The sequence below is a fragment of the Marisediminicola sp. UYEF4 genome (assembly GCF_040546025.1).
Taxonomy (GTDB): Bacteria; Actinomycetota; Actinomycetes; order Actinomycetales; family Microbacteriaceae; genus Marisediminicola.
Map to the genome: position 1 here is coordinate 136,750 of NZ_JBEPNA010000001.1, position 16,434 is coordinate 153,183.

Here is a 16,434-nt window from a genome sequence, read left to right on the forward strand (position 1 = left end):
ATTGCGCGTGCCCTACGCGTGCCGGAACAGCCGCGCGGGCTTGCCGACGGTGCGCTGCCGGATCTCGCCCGTCTCGACGAGCATCCGGAGCATCGTGCGGCGGAAGGTGTCGCGCTTCGGCGTGGCCGGATCGATTGCCTCGTGCAGCCGCTGCAGCTCGAGCAGGGTGAACTCCTCGCCGAGCAGGCCGAAGGGGTCCGGATGCTCGCGGTGCACCTCGCGCAGCCGGGTGAGCGCAAGCCGCACGATCTCGTCATGGTCGAAGGCGAGCCCGACGGCATCAGCCACCGGCACGAGATCGACGTGCTCGAGCGCGTCGCTGCGCACGGCCAGCAGATGCGCGACCGACAGCACCCAGCCGCGGCTGTCGCGCCCCGGCGCATCGAAGACGTGCAGCTGCTGCGGCACGAGCCCGCGGATGCCGACCTTGACCTCGAGCGAGCGGCGCACGGCATCTGCGAGCGTCTCGCCCTCGTGCAGGAATGTGCCGGGCAGTCGGCGCCCGCCGGCAGTGTCGGCCAGGGCGATCGAGAGGACGCCGTCGCGCACGGTCAGCACCGCGGTGTCGACGGCGACCGACGGGCGCGGGTAGTCGGTCAGGCGCTTGCCGTGGCTGTCAGTGGGGTCGGTCACTCGACGATTGTCGCACGTCTGAGCTATTGTGGAGTTAGATCAAATCAGCGCTAACTCGGGAGGCCTCATGAATCTCAACTCCGCACAGAACGACCGGGCCGCGGGAGTGCTGCTCGCACTCGCCTGCGGCGACGCCCTCGGCGCCGGCTACGAGTTCGGCGACCCGCTCGCCGACGACGCACCGGTCAGCATGAAGGGCGGCGGCGGATTCGGCTGGGCACCGGGGGAGTGGACCGATCGCGAGGGCGGCCTCCCGCGGCGATCGCTTCGACGACCCGGCCGTGCTCGACCGCATCGTCGACGAATGGGTCGACTGGGCGCGCACCGCGACCGACGTCGGCATCCAGACCCGGCGGGTGCTGAAGGCGATGGCCGCGCCGACCGAGGCCGCGGCGAGGGATGTTGCCCGCGCGGTGCACGAGTCCAGCGGCCGCTCCGGCGGCAACGGCTCGCTCATGCGCACCGGTCCGCTCGCCCTCGCCTACCTCGACGATCCGGCAGGCCTCGCGCTCGCCGCCCGGCGGGTGAGTGACCTGACCCACTTCGAGGCGGATACCGGCGACGCCTGCGTGCTCTGGTGCCTCGCGATCCGATCGGCCGTGCTCGACGGGACGCTCGATGTGCGCGTCGGGCTGACCGCGCTGCCCGTGGAGCGGCGGGACCTGTGGGCGGCGCGCCTCGATGAGGCCGAGGCGCAGCATCCGCGGGACTTCGACCGCAACGGCTGGGTCGTGCAGGCGCTGCAGGGGGCGTGGTCAGCGATCACTCACGGCAGCGGCCTCGTCGACATCCTCGAGCGGGCGGTGCGCGGCGGGCGGGACACCGACACCGTCGCGGCGATCGCCGGCGCGCTCGCGGGAGCCAGCTTCGGATCATCCGCCGTGCCGTCGCGCTGGCGGCGCATCGTGCATGGCTGGTCCGGTCTACGTGCCCGGGGGCTCATCGACCTGGGCGTGCTTGCAGCGAACGCCGGGCTACCCGATCGCAATGGTTGGCCGAGCGCCGCCCGCTTCGACTACTCGGACTGGGGTGACGTCACGGCCCTGGTGCGGCACCCGCACGACGACGGCGTGTGGCTCGGCGCTGTCGGCGCTCTCGACATCGTTGAGACGGATGCCGTCGTCTCGCTCTGCCGGGTCGGTGGCGGTCAGGCGCGCGTGCCGGCCGGCGACCACGTCGAGGTCTGGCTCGTCGACGACCCCGATCCGGCAAAGAACCTGAACCTCGATCTCGTGCTGGCCGATGCGGCGGATGCCGTGGCGGCGTTCCGTGCGGAGGGTAAGACGGTGCTGCTGCACTGCGTTCAGGCGCAGAGTCGCACGCCGTCGGTCGGGGCGCTATATGCGGCGCGGCACCTCGGCGTTCCGATCGACGACGCGCTCGCCGAGGCCATCGCGGCGCTGCCGGATGCCCGTCCGAAGGAGTTCCTGCTGGCGGCGGTGCGGCGTGTGGCCGCTGGGGATCAATAACGCTGCCGCACTTTCTGCCCACCGGTCCGTGAGTAAGGCTCTGTTCGCCACTATGCTCGGGCCATGAAATGGCACAACGGGTACCGGGCAGCGCTCGGTGTGTTTGCGGCTGCGGGCATCCTGATCGGCGCGATCATCGTCGGGGTGGCGAACGCGAGCCTTGGCGGCGACCCGAACGCGTGGGATTACAACCCCGCGGAGGCGCTTGTCTGGGTCAGTCTGGGTGGCACACTCTTCAATTTCGGGGCGCTCGCCGGAATAGCCTGGCTCGCGGTCTCCGCTCTGACGCTCTATGCAGAACAGCGGGACGAGAAGGCCGCCGCGACTGTCGCGGCGCCGAACGAAGCACCCGAAGCCGCATCGCCCTAGCCTCCCGCGCCGGCTGCGGACTACTCCCGTGCCTTCATGATCTGGGAGACGCGACCCGGCGACATCCGCAGGGCTCCGCTGATATCGCGAACGGAGTATCCGAGGCTCGACAGCTTGTGTGCCGCATCGACGGTGGGGGCGGCCAGCTCGCGCTGTTTTGCCTCGACCATGTCGCGTTGCTCACCGATCTTCGCGGCCTCGAGGAAGTCCTCGCCGACGTTGCGGTACACGTATCTGATGCTCTGGGGCTCGGCGTCAACGGGGAGGTCGGCGACGAGTGCAATTACTTCCTGGACGGCCTTGTCAAGAGCAGTCAGGTTGCGAGCGTAGGTGTGGGCGCCGGGTAGGCCTACGACATCCGCGATCCAGGCGTCCTTTTCCCGCGTCACTTCGACGGTGTAGCTCATCGGAGCCATCCTTTCCCGAGAACTGGTTCGAGATCCTTCTCGATTTTGCGGAGCAGCCCGATCGGGATGTCTCCGGTGTGCTGCGGCACCGTGGTTTGCCCGGTGACGCCGTCGATGGTGACTGTGTAGAACCGGTGCGAGCCGCGCTGGCGGAGGATGAATCCGCCGTTCTTCTCAATCCGCCGGTTCACGTCACGCGACTTCACGGCCTAAGTTTAGCGACTAAACAGTGCGGCCGGCAGTCCGGAAGCGCTCTTCGGGGGCATCCGGCCTCGAACGGTTTCGGCTCGCTTGCCATGCGGGCCCCCAACAGGTTCGAACCGGAACTACAAGTCAGTTGGGGCTCGGGCGCACCTGGAATTGCAGCATCCGCCCGCCGAAGCGCACCGCGCCGACCTCGAGAGTACGGGAATTGGCTCGTTCGAGCCGACCGGAGCAGCCGAAACGCGTACTCTCGGGGCCGCCCGGCTCTGAAACCCAGCCCGGAGCAGCCGAAACGCCTACTCTCGGCACGGCCAAGGCCGCGAAGCGGCTACTTCCCGCTGCTGGCCCCGGTGCCGCCGAGCCCGCCGACGCGCTCCAGCGCCGCGATGAACACCGCGGACGCCGGATCCTCGATCACGTGGTTGTTGAGGTACACGCCCTCGAGCCAGGTCAGCACCTCGGACTCGGACAGCCCAACCTCGTCCCAGTTGACGCCGGGCAGCCCGGCGCACTTGGGCTGGTCGGTGCGCGGGTCGAGCCAGGCCCGTGCTATCGGACGGTCGGCCTCGCCCTGCGGGTTCCAGAGCAGTTCGATCGGATGGTTCTCGCCCTCGACGTGATGCTGATCTACCTGGCCGGAGCCGAGCCAGGGGAGGGTCAGAATCGCTCCCTCGATCTCGATCTCGAGCAGGTCGAGCTGCGCCGGCTCGGTCTCGCAAACGTAGATGCTGTAGCCCTCTTCGTGCCACGCGGCGGCCTCCGCGGCGTCCTCCTCGAGCTCGGGCAGGAGCGCGTGCACGTCGGCGGCGAACGCGCGCGCCCAGTCGAGCAGCGCGGGGGTGTCGGCCTTGGCGAACGGGCTGCGGTCGGAGGTCTCGCCGCGCATGTTGTGGAAGTGGTACTCGACGCCGTCGTCGGTTGCGTCGAGGTGCAGCTGCCCGCGGTCGTATTCGACGTAGATGGCGGTCGAGTTGCTCTCCTCGTCCCACTCGGCATCGAGTTCCGGATGCCGGAGCGCAGGCGGCAACGGCAGCCGCGACGCGGACTTCGCGCCGAGGTTCAGCACGACGGTCAGCCGGGAGGTGGGAAGGCGGAGTCTGTCGTCGGTCACGCTCACCAGTTTCCCACCTCGCGCACACCTCAGCGCACGCGAATGTCGAGGCGGGTGGCTACCCGATGCTGCCGAGCTGCGTCAGCTTCGCGTGGAGGAGGGAGTCGCTGGGTTCCACCACATGGGTGCCGTCCGGGAAAACGATCACCGGGATCTGGGTTCGGCCGCTAATGGCCGTGGCGCGGTCCGCGCCATCATCGGCGAGCAGGAGGTCGATGTAGTCGTAGTCGACGCCCAGAACGTCGAGCAGCTTCTTCGAGCGACGGCAGTCGCCGCACCAATCGGCACCGAACATCGTGATGCGCTGGGCGGGGTCGGTGGCTCCCGCAAGGTCGGCTGTCTCGAGATCAGTCATCCGACCAGCCTAGGTGCCGGTACCGACACGACTCCCGGGAGGCGCACTCCAGCGCGGAGGCAGAGCGAGCCCGCAGCATCGCGCGTGGGGCCGGCGGTGCGAGACTGGAGTCACCATGAATACTCTCCTCAACCTCATCTGGCTCGTGCTGTCGGGGTTCTGGCTGTTCCTCGGCTACATGTTCGCGGCGCTCATCATGTTCGTTCTGATCGTCACGATTCCGTGGGGCATTGCCGCGGCGCGCATCGGCGTCTACGCGCTCTGGCCCTTCGGCAAGCGCGTCATCGATACCCCGACGGCCGGCATCGGCTCGATGCTCGGCAACATTGTCTGGGTGCTTCTTGCCGGCTGGTGGATTGCGCTCGAGCACATCGTGAGCGGCATCGCGCTGTGCCTGACGATCATCGGCATCCCGCTCGGCATCGCCAACTTCAAGCTGGTGCCGGTGGCGCTGCTGCCGCTGGGCAAGCAGATTGTCGACGCCTGATCGTTCGACTGGCCCCTCTACTGGGAGTCGAGGCGCACGGCAGTAATGAATTAAGCTCGGCGAGACCCCCGGAGAGGACGCCTTGCCGAAGCCCGAAGTTCCCGCACGACTGCAGGCGACCAGCGAGCCCGTGGCGACCGCGACCGGATGGTTCCGGCCGACGCTCAGTACCTGGATCGTAGGCGGGTTCGTCGCGACGCTCCTGCTGGTATCGGGCGGGGTTGCCGGGGCTCTCTTCCTGGCCAGCACGCCCGCCCCGGCATCGGCCGAGGTCGCGCTCACGGTGCCCAGCGCGACCCCGTCGCCGAGGCCGAAGCCGACGCCGTCCCCGACGCCCTCGCCCGCCTCGCTCTTCACGGATGAGGCACCCGCGGAACCGTCAGAGGCATCGCCACCCGCATCCGACGCCTCGGTCGTCGCCCCCGACACGACGACCACCGACACCACCGCGCTCGCGCTGCTCGCGACAATCCCGATCAAGGGCAAGTCACCGAAGACCGGGTACGAGCGCACCGGCAAGTTCGGCACCGCCTGGCTCGACGTGGACCGGAACGGATGCGACCAGCGCAACGATATTCTCGCCCGCGACCTCACCGCGATCGGCAGATCCGGGCCGTGCAAGGTCATGACCGGCAACCTCGTCTCGCCCTTCACCGCCGAGGCGATCGCCTTCGTGCGCGGCCAGGACACCTCCTCGCTCGTGCAGATCGACCACGTGGTCGCACTGTCGAACGCCTGGCAGACCGGCGCGGCGCAGCTCACGCAGGCGCAGCGCATCACGTTCGCGAACGATCCGATGAACCTGCTCGCCGTCGACGGACGGTCCAACGCCCAGAAGGGCGACGGCGACACCGCAACCTGGCTGCCGTCGAACAAGGCGTTCCGCTGCAGCTATGTCGCCCGGCAGGTGTCGGTGAAGGCGACCTACGGACTCTGGGTGACGCAGGCCGAACACGACGCCATGGCGCGCGTGCTCGGGAGCTGCACGAGCGAGCCGGCGGTGACGTCGGTGTTCACGCCGGTGCCGGTTGTTTTGGTTGCGCCGCCTGCGCCTGCTCCCGCGCCCGCTCCGGCTCCGGCACCGGCGCCCGCTCCCTCGGGGTGCGACTCGAACTACGGCGGCGGATGCGTGCCGATCGCGAGTGACGTCGACTGCGAGGGTGGCAGCGGCAATGGCCCCGCGTACGTGCAGGGCCCGGTCACGGTTGTCGGCACCGACATCTACGACCTCGATCGCGATGGCGACGGCATCGCCTGCTGAGCCCAATGGAGACCGTGATGTTATGATGCGTTGATGCGCACCACTGTGGATATCGAAGAATCAGTGCTTGACGCGGCGAAGGCGATCGCCCGGGACGAGGGCACATCGATCGGCGTCGTCTTGTCGCGGTTGGCCCGCAAGGGGCTCGAAGGCGCCGGAGCGGCAGCGCATGCGGGCGATTTCCCGATGTTCACGCCGGCTCCGGGTGCCGCGCCCATCACCGTCGATCTCGTGAACGAACACCGCGATGGCGACTAGGACCTACCTGCTTGACCTCAATGTGCTGATCGCGCTGACGTGGCCACAGCACGTGCATCACCATCGCGCTCGCGAGTGGTTCGGCACGCTCACCGACGAGTGGGCCACGACTCCGATCACCGAGGCCGGGTTCTTGCGGCTGTCCACCAACGCGAATGTCGTCGGCGAGGCGGTGCCGATGACCCAGGCGCTCGCGGTGCTCGCCGCCATCCGCGGCGTCGCGGGTCACACGTTCATGCCGGACGCCTCGAGCCTCGCGACGCCGACGATCTCGGTCGCCCGGCTTGTGACCTCGCGCCAAGTGACCGATGTGCACCTCGTGAATCTCGCCGCGGCATCGGGGGCGGTTCTCGCGACACTCGATCGCGGGATCGAGCGGATGCTGGAGCCGGCGGATCGCGAGCGGGTTCTCGTGCTGCCGTAGGAGGCGCGGCGTCGCGACGCGGGATACGTTCGCGCGCTCTCGACCGGCGGAACCGGTGGCAGACTGCTGGCGTGGAGATCGACGAAACCCTCAAGCGGCGACTGCGCCGCACCGTGCTCGTCGTCGCACTGCTCAACTTTGGCTACTTCTTCGTCGAGGTGACGGTCGCGCTCTCGATCGGCTCGGTGTCGCTGTTCGCCGACAGTGTCGACTTTCTCGAAGACACCGCCGTGAACCTGCTGATCTTCCTCGCCCTCGGCTGGAGCCTCGCCAACCGCGCGCGGATGGGCAAGGTCATGGCAGGCATCATCCTGATCCCCGCGCTCGCCGCGGCCTGGCAGGCGATCTCCAAATTCGCGAACCCCGAGACGCCCGATCCGCTCGCCCTCATCGTCACAGCCGCCGGCGCGATCGTGGTGAACCTCACCTGCTCGCTGCTGCTCGCCCGCATCCGGCACCACGGCGGATCGATGTCGACCGCCGCGTTCCTCGCCGCCCGCAACGACGTCGTCGTCAACATCGCCATCATCGCGATGGGATTGTTCACCCTGTGGCTGCAGTCCGGCTGGCCCGACATCGTGCTCGGGCTCGTCATCATCGTGGTGAATGTGACGGCCGCGAAAGAGGTCTGGGAGGCGGCTCACGAGGAAAGCCTCGCCGCGAAAATCGTCGCCGGGGAGGAATTGTGAGACGGCGCGACGCGTTCCATTCTGTTTACTCCTCCGAAATCATATGAATATGCATTACGAGTAGAATTTCAAGGGGCTAGCGTCAGCCCCGGCCCCCCTGATATTGCACTTGGAGTTTCACCGTGCCTGCCACTCTGCCCAGCCTTGCGGGGTTCAGCGCCGTTCTCTTCGACCTCGACGGCGTGCTCACACCGACCGCCGACATCCACATGCACGCCTGGCGCACGATGTTCTCCGAGCTCTTCGCCGAGAAGGGTGTTGCCGAAAAGTACACCGACGACGACTACTACCGCCACCTCGACGGCAAGCAGCGCATGGACGGCGTCGCGAGCATGCTCGCCTCGCGCGGCATCGACCTGCCAACAGGCGAGGCCGATGACGCCGGCTCCGTCGACACCGTGAGCGGGGTCGGCAACCGCAAGAACGACGTGTTCGCGCGGATGCTGGAGCAGGACGGCATCGCGCCGTACCCTGGCTCGCTTGCCCTGGTCGAATCCCTGCGGGCGATCGGGATGCCGATGGGTGTGGTCTCCAGCTCGAAGAACGCGGTCTGGGTGCTCACCGCCGCGAACCTCCTCGAACCGTTTCCCGTGGTCGTCGACGGCGTCGTCGCGGTAGAAGAGGGGCTCGGCAGCAAGCCGGCACCCGACATGTTCTTGCACGCCGCCCGCGCCATGAACGTCGACCCGGCCGAAACGGCCGTGTTCGAAGACGCGATCTCCGGCGTTGCCGCCGCCCACGCCGGAGCCTTCGCGCTCGTCGTCGGTGTGGACCGCGGCGTGGGCGAGCAGGCCCTTCTCGACGCCGGAGCCGACATCGTCATCGACGATCTCGCCGTATTCATTGAGGACTCGAAATGACCCACAACACCGACATGCTTGACCGCGACCGCTACCCCGTCGATCCCTGGCGCCTCGTCGAGACGGCGTACGACCCCGCCAACACCGGCCCGCACGAGACCTTGTTCGCGCTCGGCAACGGCTATCTCGGGCTCCGCGGCAACAACGCGGAGGGTCGTAAGGCGCACGAGCACGGCACCTTCATCAACGGCCTGCACGAGACCTGGAAGATCCGCCACGCGGAGCAGGCCTACGGCTTCGCCGAGGTCGGCCAGACAATCGTCAACGCTCCCGACAGCAAGGTCATCCGCATCTACGTCGACGACGAGCCGTTGGCGCTCGATACCGCCGACCTGCTCGACTACAACCGCACCCTCGATTTCAAAGAGGGCGTGCTGCGCCGCACCGTGCTCTGGCTGACGCCATCCGGCAAGCGCGTGCGGGTCTCGGCAACGCGCATGGTGTCGTTCCCCGAGCGCCACCTCGCCGTGATGACCATGGAAGTCACCATGATCGACTCCGATGCCCCCGTCACGATCTCCTGCCAGATGCTCAACCGGCAGGACGGCGAGGACGAGTATGCGGGATCGGCCGGACCGGGTACGGCATCCACGGACCCGCGCAAGGCCGAGCGCATCGCCGACCGGGTCTTCGTCCCGGGCCAGCACTGGCAGCAGAGCGAGCGCAGCGCGCTCAGCTACCGCGTCGCGAACTCGGGGATGTCGGTCGCGGTCGTCGCCGACCACACGATCGAGACCGCCAACGACTACACCACCGACCATTACATCGACCCCGACATCGCCAAGAACGCGTATTCGGTCTCGGCCAAGCGGGGCGTTCCCGTGAAGGTCACCAAGGTCGTCAGCTACCACACCGCGCGCACCACTCCGACGAGCGAGCTCATCGACCGGTGTCGCCGCACCCTCGACCGGATCGCCGTCGAGGGCGTCGCGATGCAGCACGTGAATCAGCGCGAGTGGCTCGACGCCTACTGGAGTCGCTCCGACGTGGAGATCCCCGGCCGCGATGACCTGCAGCAGGCGATCCGTTGGAACCTCTTCCAGCTCGCCCAGGCCACCGCGCGCGCCGACGGGCTGGGCATCCCCGCGAAGGGCGTGACCGGCAGCGGGTACAGCGGCCACTACTTCTGGGACACCGAGATCTACATGGTGCCCTTCCTCGCATACACGTCGCCGCTCTGGGCGCGGAACACGCTGAGCATGCGCCAGGACATGCTCCCGCTCGCGAGGCAGCGCGCCCGGATGCTCAACGAGGCCGGCGCGCTGTTCCCGTGGCGCACGATCAACGGCGAAGAGGCATCCGCCTATTACGCCGCGGGCACAGCCCAGTACCACATCAACGCCGACGTCACCTATGCGCTCGCGAAGTTCATCCACGCGACCGCCGACATCGACTTCCTCGCCAACGGCGCGATCGACATCGCCGTCGAGACGGCCCGCATGTGGATCACCCTCGGGTTCTGGCGCTCCAACGGCAACGACACCTTCGAGATCCACGGGGTCACCGGGCCAGACGAGTACACGACCGTCGTCAACAACAACCTGTTCACGAACGTGATGGCGCGGTTCAACCTGAGCTATGCGGCGCAGACCGTGCGCGACCTCGCGATCGAGCGTCCGGATGCCTACGAGCGCATGGTCGCGCGGCTCGGCCTGCGCAAGGAGGAGCTCGACGAGTGGACCCGTGCCGCCGACGCGATGCTGATCCCGTTCTCGGATGCGCTTCAGATCCACCCGCAGGACTCGCACTTCCTCGACCGCGAGGTCTGGGACCTCGAGAACACGCCGCCGGAGCAGAAGCCGCTCATGCTGCACTTCCACCCGCTCGTGATCTACCGCTTCCAGGTGCTCAAGCAGGCCGACGTGGTGCTCGCGCTGTTCCTGCACGGCAACCAGTTCACCCTCGAGGAGAAGCTCGCCGACTTCGACTACTACGACCCGCTGACGACGAGCGACTCCACCCTGTCGAACGTGGTGCAGTCGATCATCGCCGCCGAGATCGGCTACCAGGACCTCGCGCTCGACTATTTCGTGCACACCCTGTTCGTCGACCTCGCCGACCTGCACAAGAACACCGCAGACGGCGTGCACGTCGCCTCTGCCGGTGGCGTCTGGAGCGGGCTCGTCTCGGGCTTCGGCGGGATGCGCGACCACGACGGAGTGCTGACCTTCGACCCGCGCCTGCCGAAGAGCTGGCCCGAGCTGCGCTACCGCATGATCTGGCACGGCACCCGCGTGCTCGTCACGCTCAGAAGCGACTCGATGCACGTGAGTGTTCTCGAGGGCCAGAATCCCATCTCGTTCCTTGTGCGCGGCACCTCGTACACCGTTTCCGCCGGCGTCGACGCGCTCATCCCGCTCGACGGCCAGGGCACCGTTCGCCCTGGCAAGCCGCGCCAGATACCGAGCGGCGGCACCCGGCGCGACGACGGCACCCTCATGGTGCCGCAGGTGCCGCTGGTCACCGACACCATCCCGGTGGTCGCCGAGATCCCGACGATTACCGACACGATCCCGACGATCACTCCCGAGGCGCTCCGGGACTCGGTCCGCAACTGAGCGGGCGCGGATGCTGGAACGTCAGCGCGTGAGATACGCGGTGACGGCGATCCACCAGCATCCGCCAATCGCAGCGGCGAACAGCAGCAGCCACACGAACGACGGCACCCCGGTGCGCTTGTAGAGCAGGTACGCGTCGGAGGAGCCGAGCCGCCCGCGCCGCGTGTGCACCCGGATCACGCTCACGAGGGCGCGCACCGAGCCGACGAGCAGCGCCGTTCCGAGCACGAGCAGCGCGTAGCTCTGCTGCTGGGGCGTCGCAAAGAACCACAGCGCCGCGCTCACCCCGGCGGAGGCGAGCACGACGAGCACGCCGAACAGGTTGCGGATCACGAGCAGGGTCAGCAGCAGCGCGATGCCGCCCGCGAACAGGGCGATCGCGGTGTAGCCGTTGAAGACGCTCCAGAGCTGAGCGGCGCCGACGATCGCCGGGGCCGGGTAGCCGAAGATGCCGCTGACAACCGCACCGATCGAGCCGCGCCCGGTGCTGAGCGCCTCCCCGGAGTGGTTGCGGCGGATACGGATGCCCGTCACCGCGCGCCCGGTCAGCAGCCCGGCGACCGCGTGGCCGAGCTCGTGCACGAGAGTCGTGAACAGCCCGAACTGCTGCCAGGTGACGCGCGGGATGCTGAGGGCCGCTGCCACCGCGAGAATTCCGAGGAGCACCGTCGGTGGCACCTCGACCGGGGCCGCGCGGGAAAACAGGGCGGACCAGTCAGGGGGGAGCGAGAAAAGGTCGATGGGACCAGTCTCGCAGGGGTCGAGCTGGCGCTCGGTCAGGTCGGGGGTCACGATGAGTGCGGCCGATAAGTGCCCGAGCCCGCTGAGGAAGAACAGGACCTGGCCGCCGCCGCGCGCGGAGAGGCCCAGAGGGTCCACGAGATCGCGTAGGCGAGGAAGAAGGCGACGATCGGATGGTCGGCTATCCAGGCGGTGGCATGCTCGCGAGCCAAGCCGATGGACGCGCGGCGAGGTGGGGGCGTGGGGCCCTGTTGTGGATGCTGGCCCTCCTCCCCACAGGCGCCCGCGAGCGAGTTGTCCTCCGTATTTCGCGGGGAGCGCTGCGATGTCGGTGGCCGAAACCATCCTGACGCCATGACAACTCCACGACCGTCTATCGACCAGATCCTCACCCAGTTCTTCGCCCGGCAGCCAGCCACCGGAGTGGGGCGACGTCGGCTGCATTTCCTCGATCCGCTGCTGCGGCGGTACCTCGAAACCGAGGGATCCCGCTCGCTCACCACCCCGCTTCTCGCGCAGCTCGCGATCGAGCGCGAGTTCGAGCCCGCGGGCGCGTTCGCCCGGATCATGAATGCCGACGACCTGATCTACACCCTCCCCGGATTCATCGAGCCGCCGTGGCTCCAGGAGAACCTTCTGCTTCGCAAAGCCCAGATCGACCTTGTCGCAGGGCTCGCAACACTCGTCGTCAGCCGATACCTCGGGCCGGAGGACTTCGCCTGCGCGGTGATGGAGGTCGACGCCACGATCAGCCGGGCGCGGCTGCAGCTCAGGGAGGACCGCCGTGCGGCGCAGTTCGACCGGCACGGGTGATGCGGTGTTCGCGCGGGGCAGGCATCCGGGTTCGCGCGGGGCAGGCATACGGGTTCTGCCCGGGGCAGGCATCCGAGTTCTGCCCGGGGGCCGCCTCGTGAAAGCATGGGGCGATGACCTACGTTGCCGCCGAGACCCGTTACGACTCCATGCCCTACCGCCGCACCGGAAAGAGCGGCCTGCTGCTGCCAGCGGTGTCGCTCGGCCTGTGGCAGAACTTCGGGCAGGATGTGCCGTTCGAGCGGCAGCAGCAGATTCTGCGCCGCGCGTTCGACCTCGGCGTGACGCACTTCGACCTCGCGAACAACTACGGGCCGCCCTACGGCAGCGCCGAGGAGAACTTCGGGGAGCACCTGCGTCGCGACTTCGCGCCCTACCGGGACGAGCTCGTGATCTCGTCGAAGGCCGGCTACGACATGTGGCCTGGCCCGTACGGCAACAACGGATCCCGCAAGTACCTGCTCGCGAGCCTCGACCAGTCGCTCGACCGCATGGGGCTCGACTACGTCGACATCTTCTACTCGCACCGTGCCGACCCCGACACCCCCCTCGAGGAGACCATGGGTGCACTGCACACCGCGGTGACCTCGGGCAAGGCGCTCTACGCGGGGATCTCCTCATACTCGCCGTCGCGCACCCGTGAGGCGGCACTGATCCTCGCCGACCTCGGCACGCCGTTGCTCATCCACCAGCCCTCATACTCCATGTTCAACCGCTGGGTCGAGGAGGACCTCCTCGACACCCTTGAAGACCTCGGTGCCGGATGCATCGCGTTCTCGCCGCTGGCCCAGGGGCTGCTCACCGACCGCTACGTCGGCGGCATCCCCGCGAACGCGCGCGCGGCACGTGAGGGGTCGATGCAGAAGAACATGGTCAACGAGGCGACGCTCACGTCGATCCGCGGGCTGACGGAGATCGCGGAGAGCCGCGGACAGACCCTGGCGCAACTCGCTATCGCGTGGACGCTGCGCAGCAAGAACGTGACCTCGGCGCTCGTCGGCGCCTCGTCGGTCGCGCAGCTCGAGGCCAACCTCGCCGCGGTCGGCACGCTTCAGTTCACGGCGGACGAGCTGACCGCGATCGACGAGTTCGCGGTCGACATGGACATCAACCTGTGGGCCGAGTCCAGCGACGTGGTGTGAGAGACACGCTTGGTTCGGAGCTGCAGGGGAGGTGCTGCGCCCGGGCAGGTGCTGTGGTGTGCGTCGTCGCGGCTGAAAGGCTGTGAGTCCCTTCGCTGACGGCGGGTTGATCCGTCCCTATCGGGACGCCGACGCATCCGGAACCCTCGCCGTGTTCCTTCCCGCGGTGCGCGAGACGGCGGCGGCGCACTACGACGCGCGCCAGATTGCGGTCTGGGCGCCGGACGACATCGACCTTGCCGAGTGGGCCCGCGGGCGCGCTGCCGTGGCCACCCGCGTCGCCGAGATCGACGGCCGGGTCGTCGGATTCACCGACCTCGACGGTGCCGGACACGTCGACATGCTGTTCGTTCACCCGTCGTTCGGCCGTCGCGGCATCGCGAGCGCCCTGTTCGAGACCGTGCTCGCGGATGCCCGGCAGGCGGGACTCACGGCCGTGACCGTTGACGCAAGCCTGACCGCCCGCGCATTCTTCGAGCGGAACGGCTTCGTCGTTGTCGCCCAGCAGCACGTCGAGCGGGACGGGGTGCTGCTGACGAACTTCCGTATGCGTTTGGAGCTCGAAGACTGACCCACTTCTCCTCCCCAGGCAGAAGCTGTGCACCGATGACTGCTCGGATCAGCGACTAGTCCCACGGCACCGCCCCCTGCCGTTGACTGACCCCATGACGACGCCGAGCGACTACCTGATCGAGGCGCGGCACGCGCTCGAGCAGGTGCTGCCGACGGATGCTGACGCCGCGCTCATGACCGAAGCCGAACTTCTCGCCGCCCTGCCCGCGGTGGAGGGGGTCGTCCGCCAAGCGGAGGTGCTGGTCGCGCAGCTCGCCTTCGAGGTAGCCCATCGCTCGCGGCGGGAGCTCGGTCACTCGGGGCTCGCATCCCGTCAGGGGTTCGTGAACCAGGAGTCGCTCGTGCGCTCTCTCACCCGGTCCGGCCTGCGGGAGGCGAGCCGCAGCATCCGAGTCGGAACGATGCTCGCGGAGTCGGCGGCAGCCGGCGAGGAGGGCACGCCGTTCGATGAGATGTCGACCGCGGTGCGCGAGGGGCGCATCGGTGTGGAGGCCGCCGACGGCGTCTATCGGGCTCTCGTGCCGGTCGTCGACGAGATCGACCCCGAACTGCTCCGTGCGGCCACCGCGACGCTCGCTCACGAGGGTGAGAGCGCCAACGCCGACGACCTGACGAGGATGGCGCGGGCACTGCGCGATACCCTCGATCGGCGTGGTGTTGTGGACCGCGCGAGCTTCCTCCGCGCCAAGCGCTCGCTCCGCCGCGGCCGGCTCATCGACGGCCTGCGCCGGGTGAGCCTCGTGCTCGATCCGGAGTCCGACGCGATCATCACGGGGGCGATCGACGCGGCGATGAGCCCCCGGCTCGGCGGGCCCCGGTTCACCGACGAGGACGACAAAGACCGGGCCGCCGGACTCCTCGACGACGACCGCACGAACGAGCAGATGGCCCTCGATGCGCTCACCGAGCTCGTGCGCATCGGCGTCGATCGCGACGACGGAACCATTCTCGGCTCGATCAAACCCGGGCTGCGCGTCACGATCTCGTTCGACGACCTCACGCGCGCGATCGACGAGCACGGTCGTGAGCACCCCGAGACCGACTCGGGCGTCGCGTGGCTCGAGGGCTGCTCCGAGCCGATGCCGGCCTCAACCGCCCGCCGCATCCTGTGCGACCAGGGGGCACTGCCCATCGTGCTCGGCGGTGCGAGCGAGGTGCTCGATCTGGGCCGCACCCGTCGACTGTTCTCGCGCGCTCAGCGAGTCGCCCTCGCAGGAAAGTTCGGCGGATGCATGTTCGGCGGCTGCGACAGGCCCGCCAGCTGGTGCGAGGCGCACCACATCGACCCCTACGACCCTGGTGGCCCGACCGACCTCGACAACGGCATCCTCCTGTGCCGCCGACATCACATGCTGTTGCACGATCACGGCTGGCGCATCGAGCGCACCGGAGACGGCTACGCGCTGATCCCGCCAGCCTCGGTCGATCCCGAGCGCACCCCACGCCCGATGCCGAACAAGCTCCCGCCGTGGTTGCGAGCCGGATGAGGCGCGGGGGAGAGCTCTGTCAGGCCAGAGGGACGACGATTCGCGTCTGCCACTTGGCCGGGTCGGCCTCGGTGTCCGGACCGACGAGGTACTCCTCCCACATGTCCTCGGGTAGGTCGATGTGTTGCTCCTCCAGCCAGGCCATGAGCTCGCTGTAAGTACTGGCCATACTGTCGTATGTGCCGGTATGGATCGTCTCGATAGCCGGACCTCCCGGCAGGGTGGCCACGACCGTGCCGTTCGCCGGGGTGATCGGCTGGCTGATCGGAAAGCCAGCAGTGATGTCGATCGTGTCGGTCGGCATGCCGTGGTAGAGCGCGATCGGCGGTCCAGCCTGTTCGACCCCCTGTTTCTCGATCTCGGCGCCGATAACCGTGTACGCCCTGCCGAAGAAGCCGGTCAAGTCGGTCATCGGCACGACGTCGTGCAGACCGATGAAAGTGCGGGGTTCCAGTTCCACTCGTTCAGCAATCATGGGGTCCTCCGTTTGCTCGCGCGGCAACGGTACGTCGCATTCCGAACCGCCATGAAGGGCAGAAAGACCCGATCGAGCGACTCCGCGATTGAGGCCAGCGCGCGACCGGCATCAGCCG

20 protein-coding genes and 1 pseudogene are annotated in these 16,434 nt (G+C 68.2%); 14 read left to right on the plus strand and 7 right to left on the minus strand.

Translation table 11 applies throughout. The features are described 5' to 3' along the window. Positions 1–12: 12 nt before the first annotated feature. Positions 13–633: an NUDIX hydrolase gene (locus tag ABIB15_RS00665; protein ID WP_354474445.1), complete on the minus strand. Its 621-nt coding sequence runs from the start codon at positions 631–633 to the stop codon at positions 13–15. 67 nt (positions 634–700) lie between these two features. On the opposite strand from ABIB15_RS00665, the pseudogene ABIB15_RS15280 reads away from it, so the two are divergent. The 3 genes and pseudogenes from ABIB15_RS15280 to ABIB15_RS00675 form a co-directional block, all read left to right on the plus strand. Next, positions 701–811: pseudogene (locus tag ABIB15_RS15280) on the plus strand (ADP-ribosylglycohydrolase family protein); the annotation flags it as partial. 103 nt (positions 812–914) lie between these two features. Then, positions 915–2,102, plus strand: a complete 1,188-nt coding sequence (locus tag ABIB15_RS00670; protein WP_354474447.1) for an ADP-ribosylglycohydrolase family protein — start codon at positions 915–917, stop codon at positions 2,100–2,102. A 63-nt stretch (positions 2,103–2,165) separates the two neighbouring features. Further along, on the plus strand, positions 2,166–2,471 hold the full coding sequence (locus tag ABIB15_RS00675) for a hypothetical protein (RefSeq protein WP_354474449.1): 306 nt from the start codon (positions 2,166–2,168) through the stop codon (positions 2,469–2,471). 20 nt (positions 2,472–2,491) lie between these two features. Here ABIB15_RS00675 and ABIB15_RS00680 read toward each other — a convergent pair whose 3' ends face one another. From ABIB15_RS00680 to ABIB15_RS00695, 4 genes are all read right to left on the minus strand, one after another. After that, positions 2,492–2,878 (minus strand): hypothetical protein, encoded by a 387-nt coding sequence (locus tag ABIB15_RS00680; RefSeq protein WP_354474451.1) that lies wholly within the window; start codon positions 2,876–2,878, stop codon positions 2,492–2,494. Continuing rightward, on the minus strand, positions 2,875–3,084 hold the full coding sequence (locus ABIB15_RS00685; protein WP_354474453.1) for a type II toxin-antitoxin system HicA family toxin: 210 nt from the start codon (positions 3,082–3,084) through the stop codon (positions 2,875–2,877). The genes ABIB15_RS00680 and ABIB15_RS00685 overlap by 4 nt, the downstream gene beginning before the upstream one ends. Positions 3,085–3,410: 326 nt before the next feature. After that, positions 3,411–4,193 carry a hypothetical protein gene (locus tag ABIB15_RS00690; RefSeq protein WP_354474456.1) on the minus strand — a complete coding sequence of 261 codons (783 nt, stop codon included), beginning with the start codon at positions 4,191–4,193 and terminating at the stop codon, positions 3,411–3,413. 58 nt (positions 4,194–4,251) lie between these two features. Continuing rightward, complete coding sequence (locus ABIB15_RS00695; RefSeq protein WP_354474458.1) at positions 4,252–4,548, minus strand: glutaredoxin family protein; 297 nt, start codon at positions 4,546–4,548, stop codon at positions 4,252–4,254. A gap of 115 nt (positions 4,549–4,663) precedes the next feature. Between ABIB15_RS00695 and ABIB15_RS00700 the strand changes: the two genes are divergently transcribed. The 7 genes from ABIB15_RS00700 to ABIB15_RS00730 all read left to right on the plus strand — a co-directional run bounded on the left by ABIB15_RS00700 (position 4,664) and on the right by ABIB15_RS00730 (position 11,085). Beyond that, positions 4,664–5,035 carry a YccF domain-containing protein gene (locus tag ABIB15_RS00700; RefSeq protein WP_354474460.1) on the plus strand — a complete coding sequence of 124 codons (372 nt, stop codon included), beginning with the start codon at positions 4,664–4,666 and terminating at the stop codon, positions 5,033–5,035. An 82-nt stretch (positions 5,036–5,117) separates the two neighbouring features. Next, entirely contained in the window at positions 5,118–6,296 is a 1,179-nt protein-coding gene (locus tag ABIB15_RS00705) for an HNH endonuclease family protein (protein ID WP_354474462.1), read from the plus strand. Positions 6,297–6,329: 33 nt separating this feature from the next. Beyond that, entirely contained in the window at positions 6,330–6,554 is a 225-nt protein-coding gene (locus ABIB15_RS00710) for an antitoxin (protein ID WP_354474464.1), read from the plus strand. Continuing rightward, positions 6,544–6,978 (plus strand): TA system VapC family ribonuclease toxin, encoded by a 435-nt coding sequence (locus tag ABIB15_RS00715; RefSeq protein ID WP_354474466.1) that lies wholly within the window; start codon positions 6,544–6,546, stop codon positions 6,976–6,978. The genes ABIB15_RS00710 and ABIB15_RS00715 overlap by 11 nt, the downstream gene beginning before the upstream one ends. A 71-nt stretch (positions 6,979–7,049) precedes the next feature. After that, on the plus strand, positions 7,050–7,667 hold the full coding sequence (locus ABIB15_RS00720) for a cation efflux transmembrane domain-containing protein (RefSeq protein ID WP_354474468.1): 618 nt from the start codon (positions 7,050–7,052) through the stop codon (positions 7,665–7,667). A gap of 122 nt (positions 7,668–7,789) precedes the next feature. Beyond that, positions 7,790–8,527, plus strand: coding sequence for an HAD family hydrolase (locus tag ABIB15_RS00725; RefSeq protein WP_354474470.1), 738 nt, complete (start codon positions 7,790–7,792; stop codon positions 8,525–8,527). 14 nt (positions 8,528–8,541) lie between these two features. Continuing rightward, positions 8,542–11,085 (plus strand): glycoside hydrolase family 65 protein, encoded by a 2,544-nt coding sequence (locus tag ABIB15_RS00730; RefSeq protein WP_354475112.1) that lies wholly within the window; start codon positions 8,542–8,544, stop codon positions 11,083–11,085. A 21-nt stretch (positions 11,086–11,106) separates the two neighbouring features. Here ABIB15_RS00730 and ABIB15_RS00735 read toward each other — a convergent pair whose 3' ends face one another. Beyond that, positions 11,107–11,964, minus strand: a complete 858-nt coding sequence (locus ABIB15_RS00735; protein ID WP_354474472.1) for a M50 family metallopeptidase — start codon at positions 11,962–11,964, stop codon at positions 11,107–11,109. Positions 11,965–12,180: 216 nt separating this feature from the next. Between ABIB15_RS00735 and ABIB15_RS00740 the strand changes: the two genes are divergently transcribed. The 4 genes from ABIB15_RS00740 to ABIB15_RS00755 all read left to right on the plus strand — a co-directional run bounded on the left by ABIB15_RS00740 (position 12,181) and on the right by ABIB15_RS00755 (position 15,841). Continuing rightward, complete coding sequence (locus ABIB15_RS00740; protein WP_354474473.1) at positions 12,181–12,639, plus strand: hypothetical protein; 459 nt, start codon at positions 12,181–12,183, stop codon at positions 12,637–12,639. Between the two features lie 113 nt (positions 12,640–12,752). After that, positions 12,753–13,781 carry an L-glyceraldehyde 3-phosphate reductase gene (gene mgrA, locus ABIB15_RS00745; RefSeq protein WP_354474474.1) on the plus strand — a complete coding sequence of 343 codons (1,029 nt, stop codon included), beginning with the start codon at positions 12,753–12,755 and terminating at the stop codon, positions 13,779–13,781. 82 nt (positions 13,782–13,863) lie between these two features. Then, a complete protein-coding gene (locus tag ABIB15_RS00750; protein WP_354474476.1) occupies positions 13,864–14,352 on the plus strand; it encodes a GNAT family N-acetyltransferase in 489 nt (162 codons plus the stop codon). A 94-nt stretch (positions 14,353–14,446) separates the two neighbouring features. Continuing rightward, the gene (locus ABIB15_RS00755) at positions 14,447–15,841 is read left to right on the plus strand and encodes an HNH endonuclease signature motif containing protein (RefSeq protein ID WP_354474477.1); all 1,395 of its coding nucleotides are present in this window, start codon (positions 14,447–14,449) and stop codon (positions 15,839–15,841) included. Between the two features lie 19 nt (positions 15,842–15,860). Here ABIB15_RS00755 and ABIB15_RS00760 read toward each other — a convergent pair whose 3' ends face one another. Next, positions 15,861–16,316: a GyrI-like domain-containing protein gene (locus ABIB15_RS00760; RefSeq protein ID WP_354474479.1), complete on the minus strand. Its 456-nt coding sequence runs from the start codon at positions 16,314–16,316 to the stop codon at positions 15,861–15,863. Between the last annotated feature and the right edge of the window lie 118 nt (positions 16,317–16,434).

What these genes read in the sequence shown, in the direction of transcription:
- ABIB15_RS00675 (WP_354474449.1), top strand. Translation starts at nt 2,166, where the DNA reads ATGAAATGGCACAACGGGTACCGGGCAGCGCTCGGTGTGTTTGCGGCT.
- ABIB15_RS00680 (WP_354474451.1), bottom strand. Translation starts at nt 2,878, where the DNA reads ATGAGCTACACCGTCGAAGTGACGCGGGAAAAGGACGCCTGGATCGCG.
- ABIB15_RS00695 (WP_354474458.1), bottom strand. Translation starts at nt 4,548, where the DNA reads ATGACTGATCTCGAGACAGCCGACCTTGCGGGAGCCACCGACCCCGCC.
- ABIB15_RS00700 (WP_354474460.1), top strand. Translation starts at nt 4,664, where the DNA reads ATGAATACTCTCCTCAACCTCATCTGGCTCGTGCTGTCGGGGTTCTGG.
- ABIB15_RS00710 (WP_354474464.1), top strand. Translation starts at nt 6,330, where the DNA reads ATGCGCACCACTGTGGATATCGAAGAATCAGTGCTTGACGCGGCGAAG.
- ABIB15_RS00715 (WP_354474466.1), top strand. Translation starts at nt 6,544, where the DNA reads ATGGCGACTAGGACCTACCTGCTTGACCTCAATGTGCTGATCGCGCTG.
- ABIB15_RS00730 (WP_354475112.1), top strand. Translation starts at nt 8,542, where the DNA reads ATGCTTGACCGCGACCGCTACCCCGTCGATCCCTGGCGCCTCGTCGAG.
- ABIB15_RS00740 (WP_354474473.1), top strand. Translation starts at nt 12,181, where the DNA reads ATGACAACTCCACGACCGTCTATCGACCAGATCCTCACCCAGTTCTTC.
- mgrA (WP_354474474.1), top strand. Translation starts at nt 12,753, where the DNA reads ATGACCTACGTTGCCGCCGAGACCCGTTACGACTCCATGCCCTACCGC.
- ABIB15_RS00755 (WP_354474477.1), top strand. Translation starts at nt 14,447, where the DNA reads ATGACGACGCCGAGCGACTACCTGATCGAGGCGCGGCACGCGCTCGAG.
- ABIB15_RS00760 (WP_354474479.1), bottom strand. Translation starts at nt 16,316, where the DNA reads ATGATTGCTGAACGAGTGGAACTGGAACCCCGCACTTTCATCGGTCTG.